The organism is Bacillus sp. 522_BSPC (genome assembly GCF_001076885.1).
Taxonomy (GTDB): domain Bacteria; phylum Bacillota; class Bacilli; order Bacillales; family Cytobacillaceae; genus Niallia; species Niallia hominis.
The window spans coordinates 1-23,555 of the sequence record NZ_JVDT01000120.1; the positions used below are offsets into that span (position 1 = coordinate 1).

Annotated in this window: 23 protein-coding genes; 19 read left to right on the plus strand and 4 right to left on the minus strand. The window is 33.7% G+C overall.

Annotation, left to right across the window (positions count from 1 at the left end; genetic code table 11):
- The first annotated feature begins 271 nt into the window (after nt 1-271).
- The 6 genes from ADJ83_RS09370 to phoU all read left to right on the plus strand — a co-directional run bounded on the left by ADJ83_RS09370 (nt 272) and on the right by phoU (nt 7,003).
- On the plus strand, nt 272-2,377 hold the full coding sequence (locus ADJ83_RS09370) for a peptidoglycan D,D-transpeptidase FtsI family protein (RefSeq protein ID WP_031535378.1): 2,106 nt from the start codon (nt 272-274) through the stop codon (nt 2,375-2,377).
- Between the two features lie 236 nt (nt 2,378-2,613).
- Entirely contained in the window at nt 2,614-3,567 is a 954-nt protein-coding gene (locus ADJ83_RS09375; RefSeq protein WP_031535376.1) for a PstS family phosphate ABC transporter substrate-binding protein, read from the plus strand.
- 71 nt (nt 3,568-3,638) lie between these two features.
- On the plus strand, nt 3,639-4,589 hold the full coding sequence (gene pstC, locus ADJ83_RS09380) for a phosphate ABC transporter permease subunit PstC (protein ID WP_031535374.1): 951 nt from the start codon (nt 3,639-3,641) through the stop codon (nt 4,587-4,589).
- A gap of 1 nt (nt 4,590) precedes the next feature.
- Nucleotides 4,591-5,469, plus strand: a complete 879-nt coding sequence (gene pstA, locus ADJ83_RS09385; protein WP_031535372.1) for a phosphate ABC transporter permease PstA — start codon at nt 4,591-4,593, stop codon at nt 5,467-5,469.
- A gap of 20 nt (nt 5,470-5,489) precedes the next feature.
- Nucleotides 5,490-6,311, plus strand: coding sequence for a phosphate ABC transporter ATP-binding protein PstB (gene pstB / locus ADJ83_RS09390; RefSeq protein WP_031535370.1), 822 nt, complete (start codon nt 5,490-5,492; stop codon nt 6,309-6,311).
- 38 nt (nt 6,312-6,349) lie between these two features.
- The gene (gene phoU, locus ADJ83_RS09395; RefSeq protein ID WP_031535368.1) at nt 6,350-7,003 is read left to right on the plus strand and encodes a phosphate signaling complex protein PhoU; all 654 of its coding nucleotides are present in this window, start codon (nt 6,350-6,352) and stop codon (nt 7,001-7,003) included.
- 157 nt (nt 7,004-7,160) lie between these two features.
- Here phoU and ADJ83_RS09400 read toward each other — a convergent pair whose 3' ends face one another.
- The 3 genes from ADJ83_RS09400 to ADJ83_RS25540 form a co-directional block, all read right to left on the minus strand.
- The gene (locus ADJ83_RS09400; RefSeq protein ID WP_031535366.1) at nt 7,161-7,649 is read right to left on the minus strand and encodes an endolytic transglycosylase MltG; all 489 of its coding nucleotides are present in this window, start codon (nt 7,647-7,649) and stop codon (nt 7,161-7,163) included.
- 4 nt (nt 7,650-7,653) lie between these two features.
- Nucleotides 7,654-8,043 carry a hypothetical protein gene (locus ADJ83_RS09405; RefSeq protein WP_031535364.1) on the minus strand — a complete coding sequence of 130 codons (390 nt, stop codon included), beginning with the start codon at nt 8,041-8,043 and terminating at the stop codon, nt 7,654-7,656.
- Between the two features lie 271 nt (nt 8,044-8,314).
- The gene (locus ADJ83_RS25540) at nt 8,315-8,464 is read right to left on the minus strand and encodes a hypothetical protein (protein WP_155986733.1); all 150 of its coding nucleotides are present in this window, start codon (nt 8,462-8,464) and stop codon (nt 8,315-8,317) included.
- 147 nt (nt 8,465-8,611) lie between these two features.
- Between ADJ83_RS25540 and ADJ83_RS09410 the strand changes: the two genes are divergently transcribed.
- The 8 genes from ADJ83_RS09410 to ADJ83_RS09445 all read left to right on the plus strand — a co-directional run bounded on the left by ADJ83_RS09410 (nt 8,612) and on the right by ADJ83_RS09445 (nt 16,215).
- Nucleotides 8,612-9,310 (plus strand): DUF4912 domain-containing protein, encoded by a 699-nt coding sequence (locus tag ADJ83_RS09410; protein ID WP_031535362.1) that lies wholly within the window; start codon nt 8,612-8,614, stop codon nt 9,308-9,310.
- Complete coding sequence (locus ADJ83_RS24810) at nt 9,307-11,760, plus strand: glycosyltransferase (RefSeq protein WP_048717682.1); 2,454 nt, start codon at nt 9,307-9,309, stop codon at nt 11,758-11,760. Before ADJ83_RS09410 ends, ADJ83_RS24810 begins: the two co-directional genes overlap by 4 nt.
- Before the next feature lie 25 nt (nt 11,761-11,785).
- Nucleotides 11,786-12,412 (plus strand): hypothetical protein, encoded by a 627-nt coding sequence (locus ADJ83_RS09420; RefSeq protein WP_048717683.1) that lies wholly within the window; start codon nt 11,786-11,788, stop codon nt 12,410-12,412.
- Nucleotides 12,413-12,479: 67 nt separating this feature from the next.
- Nucleotides 12,480-12,629: a 50S ribosomal protein L33 gene (rpmG, locus tag ADJ83_RS09425; RefSeq protein ID WP_016204868.1), complete on the plus strand. Its 150-nt coding sequence runs from the start codon at nt 12,480-12,482 to the stop codon at nt 12,627-12,629.
- A gap of 69 nt (nt 12,630-12,698) precedes the next feature.
- Entirely contained in the window at nt 12,699-13,268 is a 570-nt protein-coding gene (locus ADJ83_RS09430) for a 5-formyltetrahydrofolate cyclo-ligase (protein WP_031535356.1), read from the plus strand.
- A complete protein-coding gene (locus ADJ83_RS09435) occupies nt 13,261-14,043 on the plus strand; it encodes a DUF92 domain-containing protein (protein ID WP_031535354.1) in 783 nt (260 codons plus the stop codon). Before ADJ83_RS09430 ends, ADJ83_RS09435 begins: the two co-directional genes overlap by 8 nt.
- A gap of 102 nt (nt 14,044-14,145) precedes the next feature.
- Entirely contained in the window at nt 14,146-14,346 is a 201-nt protein-coding gene (locus ADJ83_RS09440) for a hypothetical protein (RefSeq protein WP_031535352.1), read from the plus strand.
- Between the two features lie 351 nt (nt 14,347-14,697).
- A complete protein-coding gene (locus ADJ83_RS09445) occupies nt 14,698-16,215 on the plus strand; it encodes a rhomboid family protein (RefSeq protein WP_031535350.1) in 1,518 nt (505 codons plus the stop codon).
- On the opposite strand, the gene ADJ83_RS09450 is transcribed toward ADJ83_RS09445, so the two are convergent.
- Complete coding sequence (locus tag ADJ83_RS09450) at nt 16,205-17,077, minus strand: hypothetical protein (protein WP_048717684.1); 873 nt, start codon at nt 17,075-17,077, stop codon at nt 16,205-16,207. The genes ADJ83_RS09445 and ADJ83_RS09450 overlap by 11 nt on opposite strands.
- A 301-nt stretch (nt 17,078-17,378) precedes the next feature.
- On the opposite strand from ADJ83_RS09450, the gene ADJ83_RS09455 reads away from it, so the two are divergent.
- The 5 genes from ADJ83_RS09455 to ADJ83_RS09475 all read left to right on the plus strand — a co-directional run bounded on the left by ADJ83_RS09455 (nt 17,379) and on the right by ADJ83_RS09475 (nt 23,532).
- Complete coding sequence (locus ADJ83_RS09455; RefSeq protein WP_031535346.1) at nt 17,379-17,591, plus strand: YqgQ family protein; 213 nt, start codon at nt 17,379-17,381, stop codon at nt 17,589-17,591.
- A gap of 2 nt (nt 17,592-17,593) precedes the next feature.
- Nucleotides 17,594-18,556, plus strand: a complete 963-nt coding sequence (locus ADJ83_RS09460; RefSeq protein ID WP_031535344.1) for an ROK family glucokinase — start codon at nt 17,594-17,596, stop codon at nt 18,554-18,556.
- 312 nt (nt 18,557-18,868) lie between these two features.
- On the plus strand, nt 18,869-20,758 hold the full coding sequence (locus ADJ83_RS09465; protein WP_048717685.1) for an LTA synthase family protein: 1,890 nt from the start codon (nt 18,869-18,871) through the stop codon (nt 20,756-20,758).
- A 222-nt stretch (nt 20,759-20,980) separates the two neighbouring features.
- The gene (locus ADJ83_RS09470) at nt 20,981-22,168 is read left to right on the plus strand and encodes a M14 family metallopeptidase (RefSeq protein WP_031535341.1); all 1,188 of its coding nucleotides are present in this window, start codon (nt 20,981-20,983) and stop codon (nt 22,166-22,168) included.
- A 236-nt stretch (nt 22,169-22,404) separates the two neighbouring features.
- Complete coding sequence (locus ADJ83_RS09475) at nt 22,405-23,532, plus strand: hypothetical protein (protein WP_031535339.1); 1,128 nt, start codon at nt 22,405-22,407, stop codon at nt 23,530-23,532.
- Nucleotides 23,533-23,555 lie beyond the last annotated feature (23 nt).

Consider the following 23,555-nt stretch of genomic DNA (forward strand, 5'->3'; position numbering starts at 1 on the left):
GTAGCTTTATTTAAGAGCTAAATTAGAGATTGTTCGTCTTTAAAAGTTAGTTATTTAGTTTTGTCCCAGCCCCTTTTGGTGTTTTTTGGATGAAAGAAACGTGGATACATAGGCGTTTTTTCTCTCATATTAATAAATAATATAGTAGGAAAAATGCAAATAGCACAACTTAGTCGATTCTAGCATATTATTCCAATTAGTTATTAATAGAATAATCTCCTGTTTTCTATTACAATAGAAAAAGAATATTCAAGGAAAGTGTGATTATACGGTGGGAAAAAAGAAAAAGAAAAAAACGATACCTGTACGTCTTAATATTATTTTCTTTTTAGTGTTTTTATTATTCTCCGCCTTAATTCTGCGACTAGGTTTTGTGCAGATTGTTTACGGAGAGGATTATAAAAGAGAGCTAGAGAAAACAGAAGATGTTACAGTAAATACCTCTGTGCCCCGTGGGAAAATGTATGATACTACTGGAAAAGTAATTGTGGATAATGTTGCACAAAAAGCGATTACATATACGAATTCAGGTGCAAAGCAAGAAAAGATGCTCGAAACAGCTGAGTTGCTTTCCCAGTATATTATTAAAGATACAAAAAAGGTAACAGAACGTGAAAAAAAGGATTACTGGATCATAAAAAATGAAGAGAAGGCAAGTAAGAAGGTGTCTGATACAGAAAAAAAAGCTTTAGCAGAGAAGTATCCAGATCAAGACGAATATAATACAGAAGTATATCAATTGCAGCTGGATCGAATTACGGAGGAGGATTTAAAAACACTTTCTAATCATGATTTAGAGGTTTTAGCAATCTATCGCGAATTTATTAGTGGCTACAAACTAACACCGCAAATGGTGAAAAATAAAGACGTCAGTGACAAAGAGTTTGCAGTAGTAAGCGAGAATTTAGAATCCTTACCTGGTGTAGATACAACAACTGACTGGGAAAGATCGTATGCATTCGGTGATACGTTAAAATCTGTTTTAGGGAGTGTTAGTTCCGCAGAGAAAGGATTACCGGCAGAGAAATTAGATTATTATCTTTCACGAGGATACAGCCGAAATGATCGAGTAGGAACAAGTTACTTAGAACTCCAATACGAAGATGTTCTTAAAGGACAAAAAGAGAAAATTCGCAATAAAACAGATAAAAATGGCAATATCGTAAGTACCGAGGTCATATCAGAAGGAAAACGAGGAAATGATCTAGTTCTCTCCATTGATATGGAACTTCAATTAGAAGTAGAAAAAATAATCGAGGAAGAATTAAAAACAGCCAAGACATTTTCTGGAACAAAATTGCTTGATAGGGCTTATGTGGTTTTAATGGATCCAAATACAGGAGATGTTCTGTCCATGGCCGGAAAACGACTAGAAAAAAATGAAAAAACAGGAAAATTGGAAGTTCAAGATGATGCACTTGGTAATATTACAACCACGTACAACGTAGGATCTGTTGTAAAAGGTGCAACTGTATTAACTGGGTATAAAACGGGAGCAATTTCTCCTGGAACAGTGTGGAATGATACACCTGTAAAAATCGGAAACACAATTAAGAAATCTTGGACAACAATGGGACCAATTAATGACCTGACTGCATTGCAACGCTCTTCTAACGTTTATATGTTCCGTACAGTAATGAAGATGGCTGGTGCAAATTATGTATATGGTCAACCGTTATCTGTACAGCTGAGCGACTTTTCATTAGTTAGAAACGAATTTGCGCAGTACGGATTAGGAATTCGCACCGGAATTGATTTGCCAAACGAACAAGTTGGGTTTAAAGGACAAGATACATTGCCAGGTTTCCTACTAGATTTATCGATTGGGCAATATGATACGTATTCAAATATGCAGCTCGCGCAATATGTTTCCACAATCGCGAATGGCGGGAAAAGGATGGAACCACATATTGTAAAAGAAATTCGTGAACCTGTAGCAGATGATAGCACACTAGGACCAGTTGTAGAAACCGTAAAACCAAAGGTATTAAATACAGTAGATGTTAAACCAGAATGGATTGAACGAGTTCAGCAAGGATTTGAGATGGTAGCTCAAACTCCAAAGGGTACCGCTTATTCTAACTTAGGTGGAAAAGATTATTCTCCTGCAGCAAAAACAGGTACTGCGGAGGCGTTTTATGATGGACCATCAAGAAGTGATTATGGGGAAATACCTCCTCAAGTCATGAATTTAAGCTTAATTAGCTATGCTCCTTCTGATAATCCAGAAGTTGCGATGGCAGTAATGGTTCCATGGGCATACCAAGGAAGTGTTGATAATGGGGCAAATAAAAAAATCGGTGAACGTGTATTGGATGCATATTTCGATTTGAAAAAAGAAAGACAAAAAGACGAGGAAAAAGAAGAAAAAGAATAATAGAAAAAGGGCAAACTATTTTCCATTAGTTTTGCCCTTTTTTGCATTTTGTTAAAGAAAAAGCCTTTTAATAATGGTAGACCCAATTGTTAAGCAATTTCAAAAAAATGTAAGGCAACCCCCTAAATTTACATAGCGTTTACATTGATTTACAAACAGTTAAAACCAAATTAATACTAAAGACTTATAGTTAACTTGTAAGACAAAACAACCATCCTTAGGGGGTAAAGAGAAAAATGAAGAGCCTTAAAACAGTAGGATTAACAGCAATGATTGGAACAATGTTAGCATTAGCAGCATGTGGCGGAAATAATGATGCTAATTCATCAAATGATAATGATGCTGGTGAACAATTAACAGGACAAATTAAATTAGACGGTTCATCAACTGTTTATCCAATTATGGAAGCAATCGTTGAAGAATATCAAGCAGAGCAACCAAATGTAAAAGTTTCTGTTGCATCATCTGGTACAGGTGGAGGCTTTAAAGCGTTTATCGCAGGTGAGACTGATTTTAGTAATGCATCTCGCCCAATTAAAGAGGAAGAGAAAACAGAATTAGAAGCAAAAGGAATTGATTATACTGAATTACGATTAGCATATGATGGACTCTCCGTTGTAGTGAATAAAGACAATACGTGGGTAGACCATTTAACAGTAGATGAATTAAAGAAAATTTGGCTAGAAGATGGCACAACGAAAAAATGGTCTGATATACGTGAAGGATGGCCAGAGGAAGAAATCAAATTCTATTCACCAGGAACAGATTCTGGAACATTCGATTACTTTGATGAAGTAATTCTAGAAGAACAACCAATAGTTAAAGCAGCGACATTATCAGAAGACGATAATATTTTAGTACAAGGTGTAACAGGGGATAAAAACGCAATTGGATACTTTGGATATGCTTATTATGCAGAAAACAAAGATAACTTAAAAGTAGTACCGATTGACGGTGGTAACGGTCCAGTTGAACCAACAAATGAAACAGTTGAAAGCGGAGAATACTCTCCATTATCAAGACCATTATTCACTTATGTGAAAAATGAATCTGTAGAAAAAGAAGAAGTAGCTGATTTCGTTGAATTTATGATTGAAAATGCAGCAGTGCTTTCAGAAGATGTAGGCTATGTAAAATTACCAGATGAAGAATATGAAAAAGATTTAGAGTTAATTAAAGGACTGAAGTAATAAGTTTTGATGGAAAGCTTTGTACTTGGCTTTCCATCTTGGTGTTTGGATTTAAGGGGGGCTTGAAAAACATGATGAAACAAGAAGTAAACAGAAATACACCATCTATTCAGGAATTAATTGCAGAAAAAAAACAAAAAAATAATTTAAGTAAAATGCTAGAGAAAATAATGCCTAAAGTATTATTAATTACTGCTATATTATCGATTTTAACAACGCTTGGTATTTTATTTACATTACTCATTGAAACATTCACTTTTTTTGAAAGAGTGAATATGAAAGAATTTTTAACAAGTAAATCATGGTATCCATTTTCCGAACCAGGAACATTTGGAATTATGCCACTTGTCTCTGGGACATTAAAAGTAACCATTATTGCAGGTATTGTTGCTGTGCCTATAGGGCTGGCATCGGCCATTTTTTTAAGTGAGTACGCGAGTGATAGAACAAGAAGAATAATTAAGCCAATCTTAGAAGTGCTAGCAGGTATTCCTACGATTGTTTATGGGTTTTTCGCTTTAACCTTTATAACACCATTGCTTAGATCAATTATTCCTTCTTTAGAAATGTTCAATGCATTAAGTCCAGGAATTGTGATCGGCATTATGATTACACCTATGATTGCTTCTTTATCAGAAGATGCCATGAGTGCAGTTCCACGATCAATGCGTGAAGGGGCTTTAGCGATGGGTTCTACAAAATTTGAAGTAGCAATTAAGGTTGTCTTGCCAGCTGCCGTTTCTGGTATCGTTTCTTCTATTGTTTTAGCGTTATCAAGAGCAATTGGAGAAACAATGATTGTAGCAGTTGCTGGTGGAAGTACACCTAATCTTAGCTTCAATGTAACAGAATCAATTCAAACTATGACAGCCTATATTGTTCAAGTTAGCCAAGGAGATGCAGGATATGGGACAACAATCTATTACAGTATTTATGCAGTTGGATTTACACTATTTCTGTTTACCTTCTTAATGAACCTGCTTGCCCAATACATTTCTCGTCGTTTTAGGGAGGAATATTAAGATGAAGTTGATAAATCATTCAAATGTTATAAAAAAAATGAAACCGAGATTAATGAAAAATGTCATAATGAGAGGATTATTTTTTAGCGCGACTTTATTTGGTTTAGTTATTCTCGCTATCCTTTTTTATCGAGTATTGACTCAAGGAATTGGCTATTTGGATTTTCAATTTTTAACAAGCTTGCCATCCCGTAAACCTGAAAATGCAGGGGTTTATACTGCTTTAATAGGAACTGTGTGGCTTATGGCAGTAGTTGCACCTGTCTCCCTTTTGATTGGAGTGGGGACTGCAATATATTTAGAAGAATATGCGAATAAAAATAAGTTTACGAATTTTATCCAAATCAATATATCAAACCTTGCTGGTGTACCATCAATTGTCTTTGGTTTATTAGGACTAACCTTATTTGTTCGTGCCATGTCACTTGGAACAAGTGTGCTTGCTGCAGGTTTAACAATGAGCTTATTGGTTCTGCCAATTATTATTGTAGCTGCTCAAGAGGCAATCCGATCTGTACCTAGTGAATTAAGAGAAGCATCTCTCGGTATGGGTGCAACAAAATGGCAGACAATCGTTAGAGTGGTAATGCCGGCAGCTATCCCTGGCATTTTAACAGGTGGGATATTGGCACTTTCACGTGCAATAGGAGAAACAGCACCATTAGTTGTATTGGGTCTTCCTTTATTCCTTGCATTCTTGCCGAGAACAGTTTTTGATATGTTTACAGTATTACCAATGCAAATTTATAACTGGACGGGAAGACCACAAGAAGAATTTCAGAGTCTTGCAGCAGCAGGAATAATTGTTCTTTTAGTGCTATTAATCTTAATGAACTCTATTGCAGTATTGATTAGAAATAAATTTCAAAAGCGTTATTAAACGTATAGGGGGAACTTCAAATGAGTACAGTCTTTGTAGATAAAGTGAAGAAAGCAGTAGAAAGTAATGATTTAGATGGTAAGGTAAAAAATTCTGTTTATAAAACAAATCAGCTTAATTTATGGTACGGGGATAACCATGCGCTGAAAAATATAGATTTAGATATTATTGAAAATGAAGTAACTTCTATTATTGGGCCATCTGGATGTGGGAAATCGACATATATAAAAACATTAAATCGTATGATTGAATTAGTGCCAGGTGTAAAAACATCTGGTGAAATTAATTACCGTGGTAGAAATATTTTTGACAAAGACTATGGAGTGGAAGAATTAAGAACAAAAGTAGGAATGGTCTTTCAAAAACCGAATCCATTTCCAAAGTCAATTTATGAAAATGTGGCATACGGTCCTAAAATTCATGGCATTCGTGATAAGAAAATATTAAATGAAATTGTGGAAAAAAGTCTAAGAGGTGCAGCAATTTGGGATGAAGTAAAAGATAGATTAAATCAGAATGCATATGGACTATCTGGCGGACAGCAGCAGCGTCTATGTATTGCTAGATGTCTAGCTATAGAACCAGATGTTATTCTTATGGATGAGCCAACCTCTGCACTTGATCCAATTTCGACATTAAAAGTAGAAGAGCTAGTTCAAGAACTAAAGGTAAATTATAGCATCATTATTGTTACACATAATATGCAGCAAGCTGCTCGTATCTCTGATAAAACAGCTTTCTTCTTAAATGGAGAAGTTGTTGAGTTTGATGTAACAGATAAAATATTCTCAAATCCAAAGGATAAAAGAACCGAAGATTATATTACAGGAAGATTTGGATAATAAATTCAGTTCAACACCCGAAAAAGGAGACTCTTATCATGCCAGTTAGAGAGAAGTTTGAAGCAGGGCTTAAGGAACTACAAGGAAAATTGACAGAGCTTGGAGAATTTTCTATTCAAGCTCTCCAAAGATCACTAGCTGCACTTGAGACACAAAACATCGAGATGGCTCTAGAAATAATTGATGATGATGCAAAGGCAGATAGGTTGTATGAAGAAATAAATGATTTTGCAATTCTTCTTATTGCAAAACAGGCACCTGTTGCTATTGATTTAAGAAGAATTATTGTTGGAATAAAGATTGCGACAGATATCGAAAGAATTGCAGATTTTGCAGTGAATATAGCAAAGGCTACTATTAGAATAGGTAATCAGGATTTAGTAAAACCGATGGTACATGTCAAAAAAATGCTGGAAATCACGAATGAAATGTTACGGTTATCTTTAAATGCATATAATGAAGAGGACACAAGGTTAGCTCGGAAAATTGCTGAGATGGATGATGAGGTAGATAGTTTAAACAAACAAGCGTTTATGGAGCTGTTTGAAATCAGTAAAAATAAACCTGAATATTTACATCAAATTTCTCAACTAACATTTGTTTGTCGCTATTTAGAAAGAGCAGCCGACCACACTACTAATATAGCTGAAAATATTTTTTATTTAGTTAAAGGCAGACAATACGATTGGTAAAAAAATAAGGCAACAGGCATAAACAACAAATTTTTACTATAAACGTCATTTAAAAAACTAATATAAAAAACCAAACAATCTTAGAAACTATTGTCTGATTGTTTGGTTTTTTTCGTCCTGACAAGAATGCTTTTATACCATCCTAAAGAAGCGCTATTTACTTAGTAAGAGTCACAGCGATTTTCTTATGACTCATCTCACTCGTTAAACGAAAGCTGCCAACTTGAATTTTTGTGTGGTAATCGTTATCGATTAAGTATGTTTCGAATTCTTCTTGATCTTTAACGATCTTATTTTTATATAATAATTCAGCAATTGTGGAAATACTCATACCGCTTTTAACTTTTAGCGTATAGGAATATGTCTCTTGTGCTTCTTTTTCAGCTTCCTCTTGTTTATTATTTGCCTCTGTATCAGACTTTGCTTGTTCTTGTTTATTTTCCTCTATGCTTTTGTTCAGTTCCTCATATTCTACATTACTTAAAACGATAAAACCCTGTTTTTTAAGGTATGTAGTCGCATCATTTGTGTTTAGGAAGTTTTCATCTTGGTGAGTGTTTTTTTCCATATAGAAATAATAACTACCGATCACACTAGCTGAAAGGAGCATTCCTATAGCGAATGAACGTAAACTTTGTTTCTTCATTTCATTATTGTCCTTCCCGTTCGTTAATAATATGTTGAACTTGAGAAATGGATAGGGATGATTGATTGGCAATCTGATCAATTGGAACTCCACTTGCTGCAAGTGTCCAAACTTGGTTTTTAATGATGGCATGAATAGATGGAGTATTTTCATTTTGGATTGGCTTTATTTCTTTTACAGAAGAAGGAGATTTAAAAGAAAAATCTTCCTCACCAATCATTAATTCCTCTTCTAACACTTTTAATTTCTTTTTCATTTTATATAGTTCCTGTACTTGCTGAATCGATAGCTGATCTATTTCCTCGCGTAAGTCTTTTATAGGATCACGAAGAAAAAAAGATAGTAGAAGAAGCAATAAAGAAATCCCTAATAATACTAGCGTTACAATTAACATAATTCACCTCATGTCACAAATTAATAGTATTAGACTATTTAAAAAAAGCTGTTTTCTAAAAGATTGTTGTTCAATAGGAAAAAAGAAATCATCTTTATCTTTGCAGTAAAACAGTCCAGTCTAAGATATTTTATCATTATCAATCAATAATTCCTATTTAATCAAAGTAACTTATGGAAGGAATGAATGAAAATTGCTATAAGATAACAAAAAATATTCATCAGCCATTTTTCTCAACCGGGAGACAATACTCGATTTTTTTGCGAAACATTTAGGAATATGTCGTAATACTACTTGCATTTAAGCAGGCATATGTCGAATTTCGGTTACTAGAGGAAGCAGATACAAGGTAGAAAAATTTTTTTGCACCTTCAAGATGAACGTACATAAGTTTAAGCGCAATCCGACAAAATCTGTTCATTGTGGCATCCCCCATTCAGTGGTAACATAATAGTATAAATAGGAACTAAAAAGTATCTTGTAGACATATACTAGTAATTTGCGATACATACACCCAAGATTGTCAGAAAGAGGGAAATCAAAAATCTAGAAAGAGGTGCTATTTCTATTGATTGAACAAATTGTAAGTTTAAGACGTAAAGGGCTTTCTTTCCGTAAAATTGCCATGGAACTAAATTCAACTGTAGGTAAAGTTCAATACCAATGGAAAAAGTACGTGAAAGAAAAAGAGAAGAATGAACAAGAAGAAGAGAAACAAATAACCACAAAAACAGAGCCAAAGATTCCCTTTGTCTCAGAACATTTTTGGACAAGCGTTGATTTATTAACCAAGAAAAATGGCATGGAAGCTTGGTTAACAAGTGAAAATACTGCATTAGTATTTTGGCGAATACCTGAAGGGAAATGGCAGCTAATCTCTACTTATTATGATATTGACCCAGAAACCTGCTCTTTGGCAGTGAAGATTAATGATATAACAAGTATTATTTATAATGGAAGAAATGCACATAGCTATCGCCTTCTTCCGGTCGAGAATGGACAGGAATCGATAATATTACAAGACTTGTCTCCAAACAGAAGCCTTTGTTTTGAAATAGGAGTCTTGGATGTTTACCAATCCTTTTTACCGATATTACAGTCTAATCCATTACATACTCCGAGAATCTCACAAGATCAAGTTGGTACTATGGAAAAAGAGATACAAAATTGGGAAAAAGGGGACAATCCTATACCGAATTGGATTGAGCATGTAAGTACCTATAGCTATTATGAATTAGAAGAGCAAGAGGATGTGAAAAAGAAATGAATGGTTCGTATTTTCAATTGATTGTTATAAATAACATTCCTTTTATGAATTATTTTTCGGAAGATAAGAATAAAAAAAGGGAATTTTATGAACACACAATTCAATATATTAACTTTCTTTTCCTTACTGAAAAAAATAATTCTCCATATATCATTCAGCTTGTTGTACCACCAATATATATGGAAATATTAGATTTGCAGTCATTTCGGGAAGAAATGACAGAATTTTTAGAAAAAGAGAACTGCAACGTTGAATTACTAACATATTGGCAACAAAAAGATAAAAATTTATTAAAGATAATGAAATCACTCATTCAAGATAATAGAATAGAACTCCTTGCAAGCCCTGCTTCCTTTTCACAAGTTTCGAATGCTTCAACTAGTACAGGTGTTCAATTGCAAATGGAAATGGGTTTATCGATTATTGATGACTATATAGAGTACCGTCCAAAAGGCTTTTGGTTTCCTGAAGGATATTTCTCGCCTGGATTAGATTTATATTTGCAAAAAGAGAAATTGACATATAGTTATCTAAACAGTGCAACTATAAATCATAGTGATCCATTGCCAAGCGATGTAGGATTAGCTGTTGAATCTCCCCATCATGTTGTTTTTTTTCCTGTTGAAGAAAGTTTATATCAGATTTTTCAAGAAAAAAATCCCCAAAAGCAAATGTGGGATAAAGCGATTATGGAGGTACTTGAATCGTATAATCATTACACGAATGAGTCAATATTATCACTACCTATTGATTTAGAGAGCTATGTAAAAATAGGAGAGGAATTAAATAAAAGTATTCGTTATTTATGTGATGAAGGCTATATGGTTCATATTACTCCTGAAACATATTTGAATCAATTTAGTCAAGGGATGGATCATGTACATCTTTGTTCTTCTTTTTTGGATCAACATAGAGAAAGCCAAATCAAGAATCAAAGTGATATATATGCTTCTTTGGCTTTTGTAGAAAAAGAACTACATCAATGGAGACAAGTTCTGTTATCAAATGAAGCGAAAAGTGTTCAGAAACAGTTGGAAAAAGAATGGCTATTGTTAAGCGCTTTGCTCTACCAAGATAATTGGACGGCTGAAGAAGCTTCATCCTATCTGGAAGCAGCAAATCAATTAAGTATATTTATGAAAGGACCGATTGATAAGGAATGGATGTCTTTGAGAGAAAAGGTGCATCCAATATTAAATACTACCATACAAATGAATAACCCGAAAATAAATGAAATAATTCCATCAAATAAGAAGAAGGCACTTATTTTATCATGGGAATATCCCCCGAATATAGTCGGCGGTCTTGGTACTCATGTGGTTGGTTTAACGAACAGTTTAATAAAAAATGGATATGAAGTACATCTTATTACAGCCCAAGATATGCAGAAAAAGGCAGAAGATGTAGAAGAAAAAAATGGTTTATTCGTTTATCGTGTTAAACCAATTTATAGTATAGAGCAAAATTTTATCCATTGGATCGGCGGACTAAATCTTGCCATGTGGGATAAAGCGATAGAGTTAGGAAAGAAAACGACATTTGATCTAATTCAGGCACATGATTGGCTTGTAGGGGCTGCTGCAATTTCGTTAAAGGACCAATTAAATATTCCATTAATAGCAACCATTCATGCGACAGAACATGGAAGAAATGGTGGCATTTATACGGAAATGCAAAAATTTATTCATGGGAAAGAAAGACAACTAATTCATGCAGCGGATTCTTTAATTGTTTGCAGTGAATATATGCAGGATGAGGTAATGTCCATTTTTGAAGTAGAGCAATCAAAAATTAACATTATTCCAAATGGAATAGAATCTATGCAAATTGAAAATGCTTCCTTTCCATCTGTCGAATCCCTTCATTTAGACAAAAATAAAAAAATTATTTTTGCGATGGGCAGAATGGTAAAAGAAAAGGGCTTTGGTACTTTATTGGAAGCAGCGAGAAAATTGCATAAAAAGCGATCAGATTTATATTTTGTTATTGCTGGAGTAGGGCCAATGTACGAAGAATATCAAAGATTTATCGAGAGAAATGGATTATCGGAATGTGTTCAATTAATAGGATATTTGCACGGAGAACAAAAAAATGCATTTTATGCTCACGCTAATATCGTTGTGATTCCGAGTTCGTATGAACCATTTGGAATTGTAGCATTAGAGTCCCTTATATTTGCAGTTCCCACGATTGTTTCCCATACTGGTGGCTTAAAAGGTATTATAAAGAATGGAGAAACAGGTTTATTTATGGAACCAAATAATGCAGATAACTTAGTTGAAAATATCGAGTATTTATTGGAAAATCCAACAGAAGGCAAAACGATTGGCAAAAATGGTCAAAAATTAGTAAGCCAACTATTCAGCTGGAATCGAATTGGGGAAGAAACAAAAAGAGTTTTCGATGAACTACTAGTAAATACAAAGGTAAACGAATCCATATCTAATTAAAAATAGTAGAGTAGGTGAAAGTAGAGTGAAGATTGAGGCTAATTTACAAAAAGATTATCAAAGTGCTCAAAGAAAGCTACTTATGAAAAAAATAACTACTACCCCTGGAATTTGGATTGAAGGAAAAACTTACTGGATTCAAAATGGCTATGAGAAATTGATACCAGAACATTCGATATCTGTACATGTAAAGCAAATACACAAGCATTCTAAAATTCAATATAACGAGATTTATGTGAGAAATCATTCTCAACAAGCGAAGACATTAAAGATTTTAGTGTTAAATTATTTTCCAAAAGCATACCAAGAGCATCTTTCTTTCGTTTCTCCGACGGAAAATGTCATCTATCATTCTATTGATGACCAGCTCTATTTGGTAAACGGAGAATATAATACAAACCGTATTGAACAGAGAACGGTACAACCTATTTGGAATGTACACACTGAGCATATTTGGACGAATAATCAAAAGGGGATACTTAAATATCAGCCATTGGCAAAAGGATCAAGTGTAAGCATTTTTTCCTTAAGCATGGAGATTATGCCTCAATCAACTGGAATCAGCCGAGCTTGGTCTATTACTGGTACTGAAAAAAAAGAGGTTTTAGAGCTGAATCACATTCTAATGAAAACAAGTACTAGCATTTCCTAACAAAAGATGTTATCATATAAAAGTCGTATGCACGAACTAGCAACCTATAGTTTGGAGGGAAATAAACATGCGTGTAAACATTACGTTAGCTTGCACTGAATGTGGTGATCGTAACTACATTTCTAAAAAAAATAAACGAAATAATCCAGATCGTCTTGAGCTAAAAAAATATTGCTCAAGAGAAAAACGTACTACCGTTCACCGTGAAACAAAATAAGCAGAAGGGATATCTCCCTTCTGTTTTTTCATATTAAAAAACAAATGGTAAGGATGGTGTATACATAATATGCTGGAAAAGAAACAGTTCCGAACAAATATGATCAAACAACTACAAGCAATCAGTAAACCCCATTATGAGCATATGTCTTATCAGATAGCTCTTCAACTATATAACAATACTTCCTTTTCTTCTGCTTCTCATATAGGAATTACCATTTCCAAATTTCCAGAGGTTGATACATATCAAATCATTCGTATGTGTTGGCAATTAGGAAAGGAGGTAAGTGTGCCGAAGTGTATTCCTGAAACTAGACAAATGCTTTTTCGTAAATTAGAGAGTTTCAATCAGCTTGAATCGGTTTACAGCAATTTATTTGAACCTATAATGGAAAAAACAGAACGAACAAATCCAGAAGAAATCGATTTACTCCTTGTTCCAGGATTAGCCTTTTCGAGGAATGGATACAGAATAGGTTTTGGAGGAGGATATTACGACCGATTTTTAGAAAGCTATAAAGGTGAAACCATTTCCTTAGCATTTTCTATGCAGGTAAAAGAAAGAATACCACTTCAGAAACATGATTTAGCTGTACAGAAAATAATCACGAATGAAGGGATATTATGTACAAATGAGTAGTATAATGTATTCTTTAGTAATTTTATTTGTCTCCTATTACGCATACAAACGGAGGTCTTTAACAAAAAGCGGTGCAATTGCAGCTTTTTTTGTCGGCAGTGGAATTGCTTTAGGTTTTGGCTATAAGGGACTAATTATTTTAGGAGCTTTTTTTGTGTCTTCTAGCATGCTTTCTACGTACAAAAGTAAAACAAAAAAATCAATGGAGAAAAAAACACAAAAAGGTTCTAGGAGAGATTGGCTACAAGTAATGGCAAATGGAGGATTTGCTGCTATTGTAGGTATTATTTATTTTATTACAGAAGAGTCTGTTTGGATTACGGTTTTCGCTATTTTGCTTGCAGCTGCTAATTCAGACACTTGGGCTTCCGAAATTGGATCATTAAGTAAAAGAAGACCATTATCTATTCGAACCTTTAAGGAGACGGAAACAGGAACATCAGGAGCTGTTAGCATATTAGGGACATTGGCAGGATTAGCAGGTTCATTTTTAATTGCTATTATAGCTACATTATTATTTCCTCTTCAGCTGTGGGGATTTTTTCTCGTTTTTCTTTTTGGTTTTCTAGGGAATGTATTGGATACCCTTTTAGGGGCATTTATACAGGTTGAGTATCAATGTCCAATTTGTGGTCAAATGGTGGAAACAAGAATGGTATGTCATCAGACTGTAGTAAAGAAGAAAGGCTTCCCCCTTTTTAACAATGATATGGTGAATGTTCTATCAGGTTTTCTTGCGGCATTGAGCTATCTTTTTTTCATTTATAATCATTGATCATTTTATTTTACAAGCGATAAAAAACGAGAATATTTTCACTACTCTATGCGGATAAAAAATAATATATTCACCAAACTAATCATTAGGAGGGATGGAAAAATGTCACGAGTATTCTCCATTTTACTAATTGCTTTAGGTGGATATTATTTATTTCAGAAACGGTATCGTGTCATAAATACTATTTTGAGAAATCCATTTATTCGGAAGTATGCAGTAAGGATATTGATGAATATTCCTAGTGTAAAAAGAACGATGATGAATTCCGTTTTTGGTCGTTCTAAAGATACAATCTATCAATAATCTCTCTAAATACCTTGTGAAAACATAATTCACAGGGTATTTAGTTCATCTGTTTCCTTTTATTCTTGATTGGGTATAATTTTTAGAATGGCTCCCCTTAGCAACCAATCTTATATGAAAAAGATATGGTGAAGCATTTGCTTCTATTAAAGTTATTTACATATTTCTACATAATGAAAGAATTAATATTTTTGTGACGTTCAAGCGATAAAAAAAGGAAAAAAACAACCATTTATAGTATTGTAAAGGGAAAGGTGATTTCCTAAAAAGAGAAAATGTCTTATTTAATGAATGGACAAATGAAATAGAGAAGATATAGCTTTCAGCGTTTGGAGAGTAGGGAGAAAACAGATGGTGATTGAACCGTACAAGTATTGGAGAATAGTCTATTTTTTAATAGTGGAATGCCGTTATAAAGTAATCTATCTAGCAGAAAATCAACAAGAAATTTGGCTGGAGAGCAAAAAGAACAGAGGAAACACACCGATTATTCGGTTGTTCCAAATGGATCTTGATTGGAGTAATTGGTTAAGTAGGGATATGGAAAGAACAGCATTAAATGCAGAGAGGATAAGACGCACATTGCGTAAACGCTCACTTAAGGTAGAGAGCGTGTATATAACTGCCTTTCCTCCTGTAGATGCTTATGACCATTTAGTAAATCACTTGTTTAATAGTCCTGATAAAAAAGTGCAAATTAATACTATTCTTCTTGATCGGTCAGTAGACGAGTGGGAAATAGCAGGCGGAAAAATAACAAACTTAAATGACATACCAGGTACATCAGAAGAACGCGACGATCAAATGGAGCGCTATAAAGAAAATATCCTTGAGCTAATAAAACAAAATGAAAAAGAAGAAAGGCAGTTACTTAACTTTGGCAAACCGTTTATTTCCTATTTATTTATTGTCGTTCAAGTAATAATATTTCTTCTAATGGAAGGGGGCGGAGGAAGTAACAATAGCGAAACATTGGTTCAATGGGGAGCGAAAGTAAATTATTTAATCGCTATGGGGGAATGGTGGCGTTTAATAACACCTATTTTTTTACATATTGGTTTTTTGCACTTAGCCATGAATTCATTTGCTCTCTATTATGTTGGTCCATTAATAGAAAGAATTTTTGGGAATGGTAGATTTTTCATCATTTATCTTTTTGCTGGATTTAGTGGGGTGTTTGCAAGTTATTTAATAAGTCCATCTTTATCAGCTGGCGCAAGTGGCGCGATTTTTGGATGCTTCGGTGCACTTCTTTATTTTGCCTGGCAATTTCCAAAGCTGTTTTTTCGAGTGATGGGTTGGAATGTCATTATTATTATCATTATTAATCTTATATTTGGCTTTACTATACAAGGAATCGATAATGCGGGACATATTGGTGGATTAGTAGGTGGTTTTCTAGCAACAGCTATCGTCCATTTTCCAAAGAAAAAAAGCTGGAAAGTCCAGCTTGGGGCGCTACTTATTACTCTATTGCTAATAGGTATTGGCATTGCCTATTCATCGAGTTCAGGGGTTTCACAAAATCGGGACAAATCTGCATTTATTATGGTCAACAATTATGTAAATGATGAAAAATATGATGATGCAGAAGATGTTTTAGTAACAATTGAAACTAAAAATAATGAGAACTATTATTTTTTACTTTCTTATATCCAGCTTAAGAAAAAGGAATTTGCAGCAGCTGAAAAAAATCTGCAAAAAACAATCCATTTAAATCCACAGTTTCATGAAGCGTATTATAATTTAGCAGTTGTCAGTCTTTATGATAAGAATCTAGAAGAAGCAAGAGAATATTTACAAAAAGCTTTAGAATTGGATGAAAACAATCCAAAATATCTTTTATTATGGGATAAAATTAAAGAGTAGAAATTTGCTGTCTTAAAACAATCGCTTCACCGTCCTTTGTTGTAAATAAGATAAGAAGATGATTGTCATTAATTAATATCACCGGGATAGAACTGCCGATGGGATCAGCAATGGTTCCGTCTTCTTTCATAATTCCCAGGAAATAGTTTTTATAAAGACCTTCAGTCAATTGTCCAAGAATTTTTGCACTTTGTTCCTTTGAAAAATCTGGGAGTGGTGTATCGTTAAATTTACTTAATTCTGTGAGTAAAAGTTTTGTATCATATTGTTCAGCTGAAATATGAAATTTCTTTAATACTTGGCGATAAGAGTATTCAATATAATCTAATGCTTGTTTATCTAATGTTCTTGCCCAATCTTTTTCGACTAAGTTATTTGGAGAATGAAAAGATAGTGGTGCACTCTCAAACTTCGAATTAATGATATATAAATTGTCTGCTGAAATTTTTTGAGAACTGAAAATTCTTTCATTGGCATCATGTATTTCAGCATAATGAAAAGTAATTGCTTGTAAATAGTTGCTTTCTCTTTCCACAACGGTCTTTTCTTCTGAAAGTTCTAATGTATTTTGTCGCCATTCTCCCATCGTGCTTATCAGCTTCCCATTTCCATAAAGTAAGCTCATATCTTGACGTAAATACGCTCGCTTGTTAATAGAAGAATTGCTTTTCCAGAGAATGCTATACTCATCGAATCTTTTTTTATGAAATGTAAGGGTAGTATTTGCTTTTGGGAAAGTAACAGTAGGATCAATTGGAAAATAAGTTATACTTTCCTTTACAATTTGCTTTTGCTGAAAAATATAAAAAATAGCAACAAGGATAATAAGAGAGAGACTTAATCGAATAAAATCTTTTTTCATTTTTTTCACCGCTCCATCTAATGGGAAATCATTTTACTTTAAAAGCCTGTCTTAGAGGTACTTTTTTTAATATATGAGAAAAGAAGAGAAATATGATAAATGGAGTAGTTTAGGCTTTAATTTGGTATGAAAATATTTCGCGTAAAAGTCATTATCTTGCTTATTACTATTCTAATGGGAGAAATGAATCTGCTGTTGAGGAAACGGTTCATTTCCGATATACTTAATTTGAAAACGATTAATTTATCACTTTATGCAAACCTTTGCAGTGAGTCGAATATGTATGAAATCGAGGGGTACCATGGAAACCATTTATGATGTGCAACAGTTTTTAAAAAAATATGGAACGATTATTTATGTTGGCGATCGTGTAGGCGATTTACAATTAATGAAATCTGAAATAAAAGAATTGTATCAATCTCAATTAATTAAAGAGCAAGATTTTGACTCTGCTATGCGATTACTTAATCAAGAAATACAGCTATTATCGGAACAGAAAAATAGGGGGAATTAATGATGCAGGAAAAATGGGTAGCAGGAATTGACTTAGGTGGAACAACGGTAAAAATCGCTTTTTTATCATTAAAGGGAGATTTAATCGATCATTGGGAAATCCCAACAGATAATTCGGAAGATGGAAAAAATATTACATCCGACATTGCTAAATCTATCGATGCTAAATTGCAAGAATTAGGACACTCGAAGGAAGATGTTTTAGGTGCTGGGATGGGCGCACCTGGACCATTTGATTATAAAACAGGTGTTATTTTCAATACAGTGAACTTAGGTTGGCCAGATAACTTCCCATTAAAAGCGCGCCTTGAAGCAGATTTAGGTTTGCCGGTAACAATTGACAATGATGCCAATTGTGCAGCACTAGGTGAGATGTGGAAAGGTGCTGGAGAAGGATCCAAAGATTTAGTTTGTGTTACTCTTGGCACAGGTGTTGGTGGCGGAGTTATTATAAACGGTGATATTGTGCAAGGAGTGAAGGGGGCTGCTGGTGAAATAGGTCATTTGACGGCTATTGTAGAAAACGGAGCTCCTTGTAATTGTGGAAAAACAGGCTGTTTAGAAACGATTGCTTCTGCAACTGGAATAGTTCGATTGACAAAAGAAAGATTGGCTGAAAGACATACGTTGAGTGTACTTCATTCTGTGTTAGATCAAGACGGCGCTATTACGGCAAAGGATGTATTTGATGCAGCGAAAAAAGGGGACGAATTAGCTAATGAAATTGTCCAATTCGTAGCTTTCCATTTAGGATTGGTACTAGCTAATATTGCTAATACTTTAAATCCAGAGAAAATTGTCATCGGTGGTGGCGTTTCAAAAGCTGGTGATGTGCTATTAAATCCAGTAAAAGAAAACTTCTTGAAGTTCTCTTTTAAAAGTGTAGCAGAATCAACTGTAATTGATGTTGCGACATTGGGGAATACAGCGGGAGTAATTGGTGCTGCGTGGCTTGCAAAAAATTAATCAAATGATGAGAGTATCAGACATATTTTAAATCAAATATTTCACAAAATCTTCTTCTGAATCGGGAGAAGATTTTTTACTAGATTAATAGATGGAATATTCATAAAAAGGACACTTTAAAAAAAGCAAAAGTTTTTGAAACTTTTCTTTTAGTTGCACGTCTAAAAAAGTGTAATATACTATATTAATACGCAAAGATGAAAATTAGATTAAAATTTCATAAAGATTGTCTTTATATAATAAAATTATTGTAAAATGTGTAAAGTGATTATGTCGAGATTTTGTTTGATCAATAGTAAGGAGGATACATCATTGTTTAAGAATAAATTTGAATGGTCAAAGCTATCACTTATAGCGGTTGCAACAGTTTTATTGTGGATTAAAACGAATATTGCATATATGACTAGCTTTGATATCAAAATTGAAAATTCGATTCAACAATTTATATTAATTATTAATCCATTAAGCTCCCTGTTATTTATTTTGGGTATTTCCATGTTTCTTTCGGAGAAAAATCAAAAAAGATATGTGCTCATCTCCAGTTTGACACTTTCGATTGTATTATATGCAAATGTTGTCTTTTACCGTGTATATACCGATTTTTTAACCCTGCCACTCTTATTTCAGACGAGTAATATGAGTGATTTAGGAAGTAGTGTTAGAGAGCTGGTTCATCTCACAGATATTCTTTTCTTTGTAGATATTATTCTACTTGCGCTTATTATGAAAAAGAAGCCAGCATTCTTAAAAATTCCTAAATATACTAGGATGCAGCAAAGTATTTTCTATTTATTTACGATAAGCTTAGCTTTTTTCAATTTAAGCTTAGCTGAAACTCAGAGAACGCAATTACTAACTAGGACATTTGACAGAGAGCTATTAGTGAAAAATATTGGGACGTATAATTACCAACTTTATGATGTTTTTCTTCAAACAAAGACTACTGCGCAAAGAGCTTTTGCGGATGGTAGTGAGTTAACAGATATGGTTAATTACAATCAGGCGAATTATACAGAACCAAATAAGGATATGTTTGGAATAGCTAAGGGGAAAAATGTAATAATGGTAAGCTTAGAATCCACACAGGCTTTTACTGTAAACCGGGAAGTGGATGGGGAAGAAATCACCCCATTTTTAAATGATTTTATTAAAGAAAGCTTTTATTTTGATAATTTTTATCACCAAACTGGACAAGGTAAAACATCAGATTCTGAGTTTATTGTCGAAAATTCCTTGTATCCATTAAGCAGAGGGGCCGTTTTCTTTACCCATTCTGGAAATGAATTTCAAGCATCACCAGAAATTTTGAAAGAAAATGGTTATTTTACAGCTTCCCTTCATGCAAATAATAAAAGTTTCTGGAATCGGGATATTATGTACCAAAGCTTGGGATATGACCGATTTTATGAAATTAATGATTACGAGGTAAACGAGGACAATTCTGTTGGTTGGGGATTGAAGGATATTGACTTTTTTGAACAATCGATTGCTCATTTAAAAGAAATGCCAGAGCCGTTCTACAGTAAATTTATCACGTTGACAAATCATTTTCCTTTTGAACTGGAAGAAGAGGATAAATTAATTGAACCTTTAACAACTGGAAGTAGAACGTTAAATAACTTTATACCGACTGTTCGATATCAGGATGAAGCGTTGAAAATTTTTATCGAGAGATTAAAAGAGGAAGGTCTCTATGAAAATAGTATTATCATCTTGTATGGAGATCATAATGGAATTTCTGAAAATCATAATAAAGCAATGGCTGAATTATTAGGGGAAGAAGTTACTCCTTTTGTCAGTACGCAATTACAAAGAGTTCCTTTTGTTATCCATATTCCAGGGATGAAGGGGAAAACACTCTCAACTGTTTCGGGGCAAATGGATATCAAGCCTACTCTTCTACATTTGCTTGGTATTGAAACGAAAAATGATATCCAATTTGGTTCAGATCTATTCTCAGAAAAAAACAATCAATTTGTTGTTTTAAGAGATGGTAGCTTTATTACAGAAGAGTATGTATATACTAAAGAGGTTTGTTATGAGCGCGCGACAGGAGAAGTAGCTGACGGTAATGCATGTGAACCCTATATAGAACAGGCTAATTTAGAATTACAGTATTCTGATAGCATTATTTATGGAGACCTACTACGTTTTTATGATAAAGAAAACGGAATGCTTGATGTAAGGGAAGATACTAATTGATGTTTAGTTAATAGATTAGCAATAAACTGCTTTGTGACTATATTAGTCATGAAGCTTTTTTATATATTTTAAATGATTAAATCCGTTAGTGCTGCTTATAGGTCAAATTATGTAAGAAAACAGCACCTTCATAAAAAAATTATAATATGCAATTGCTATATCGCTGCTAAGCATGTTTTTTATCAGGGATTCATATATATAAATAGAGAGAGGAGTGATCATATGGAGATTAAATTGAGACCAGGAGATACACTTTGGTACTATAGTCAACTATTTATGGTTCCCCTAAATCTTATTTTAGATAGTAATCCTAGCGTAAATCCAAATAAATTAGCAGTTTCTGAAACTATCCAAATTCCTGGATTTGAATCACAAGTCCATCAAATAAAGCAAGGGGATACTCTGTGGAAAATTGCAGGAGCAAGAAATATTTCGGTTGATAGCATATTATTATTAAATCAACAATTAAATCCTAATAAACTTAAAGTCGGAGAGGAGATTTTAATCCCAAACCGTATTGTGGGACGATTTGTGCAGGGAAAGAAAAAGTATGACTATACATCCCTACAGTCAGATATGAATCGTTTAATAAAGGCCTTCCCATTCATTAAAAAGGAAACAATAGGAAAAAGTGTATTAGGAAAAAATCTCGATGAAATCAGAATAGGAAAGGGAAAGAAAAAGGTTCATATAAATGCTTCCTTCCATGCAAATGAATGGATTACGACAGGAATTTTAATGACGTTTTTAAATGACTTTTTATTATCATTAACAAACGGAACTACTATGCGCAATGTTCGAACAATGCCACTGTATCAGGGTACTGATTTATCACTTGTACCAATGGTTAATCCTGACGGAGTTGATTTGGTTTTAAACGGTCCTTTAGAGAAAGAAAAAGAAAAAATCATTTCCATAAATGCAGGTAGCAGCGATTTTACTGGCTGGAAAGCAAATATCCGTGGTGTAGATTTAAATAATCAATTTCCATCTAATTGGGAAATAGAAAAGGAACGAAAAGAACCGAAAGCGCCTGCTCCAAGAGACTATCCTGGAGATAGCCCTTTGTCAGAACCAGAGTCTCAGGTGATGGCAAATTTAGTTGAAAAAGAAAAATTTGATCGATTAGTAGCTTTACATACACAGGGAAAAGAATTGTATTGGGGATATGAAGGAATGGAACCAGAAGAATCGAGAGCAATTGCAGAAGAATTTTCGAGAGTGAGTGGATATAAAGCGATCCAAAATGTAGATAGTCATGCAGGATATAAAGATTGGTTTATTCAAGAATTAAGAAAGCCGGGATTCACAATTGAGTTAGGAAAAGGGATAAATCCACTCCCTCTCTCTCAATTTAATGAAATTTATCATGAAACAACTGGACTTTTCTTGGCTTCCTTATATATGTAGGGCTACACATCATTCTATAGAAAAGTTTAGGCAAATTGAAAAAAGAGAAGTATTCCATTTTTAAGAGATATTAAATAACTATATAGTTGTAACAAATGACCTATATTTGATTGGAAATATTACTTTTAATAAAAAATCTACAAGTGGATTTGAAAAAAGCCGAAAAAAGTCGGCTTTTTTGTGTTACTATTCTATAGAGTGAACAAAACTTGAATAGTATTATAGGGGTGTGAAAAATGTTTTCATTAGGTAAGAGAAACACGCTAGGAATAGTTCTTCTCTTCACTTTTTTCACACTAATTCTGTCTAGCTGTGCTCCTAGACATGATGATTCAGCCAGTGAAAATGAAGCGAAGGACAATGATGTTGATAACAACGCGATGCTTCCTCCTATAAGTCCAATTGAAGGAGAATTTGAGCAAGTATATGGCTGGATAAAGAAAGATACGATTTGTTATTCTTCTATCTATGAAGGGGTATATGAAATTTATGCTTATAATATTTATACAGGAAAGCATATCCCTCTATATAAGTCGGAAGAAGAATTATCTAATGTTCTTTTAAATGAAAATCAACTGTTAATTTATACGGCTCTTTCTGAGGAAGAAGGAGAAATTCATATAATTGATTATAAAGGAAATGAAATACTTTCTAGAAAGCTACAAAGCTATGAAACAGACTTTTCATGGAATTCTCATAATGAAAATGAATTGCTCATTACAACTTTAACCAAGGAATGGGAAAGTAAAGTATTCACATTGGATATTCAGGAAAATGTATTAAGTGATTTTCCTGTCTCTACTCCTTTTCCACAATGGTTAACGAAGGAAAAGGTAATGTATCTTGACTGGGATCAAAGCAATCCGTCATTATATGCCCCGCTGAAAATATTTAATTTGGAAACGGAAGAAGAAAACGAAATAGATTTGGCTAATATTTACTTTGTTGACCAGAAAAATGAATTTCTACTTACTATATCAAGTAAGGGGGAAGAAGAAGAAGAGGCAGTTTATACTTTTTATGATGCAAATATTAAGAAGCAAGGGAGTATTTCTGTTCCTCGATTATCAAAATTTGCAAATTGGTTAGTTCCGAACTATACCATTTATAAAAATAGCTTTCTTACCTTTACTCCCGAAAGAAATGGCAATGCAGAAACGTATCAGGAGGGTTTTGAACTTATTGAAGTAGATATGGAAACAGGTCTGAGTAAAAAGTTATTTGCCGATAAAGATTTAGAAGATCAGCCAATTCAAATTTCAAGCGATGGAAAGTACTGTCTTTATGGCTATTATCTTGAAAATATGCTGAATATGGAGACTGGAGATATTACACCATTGTTTACGTCCAATATTGCTCAATAGTTGAAGTTGGTATAAAAATATGC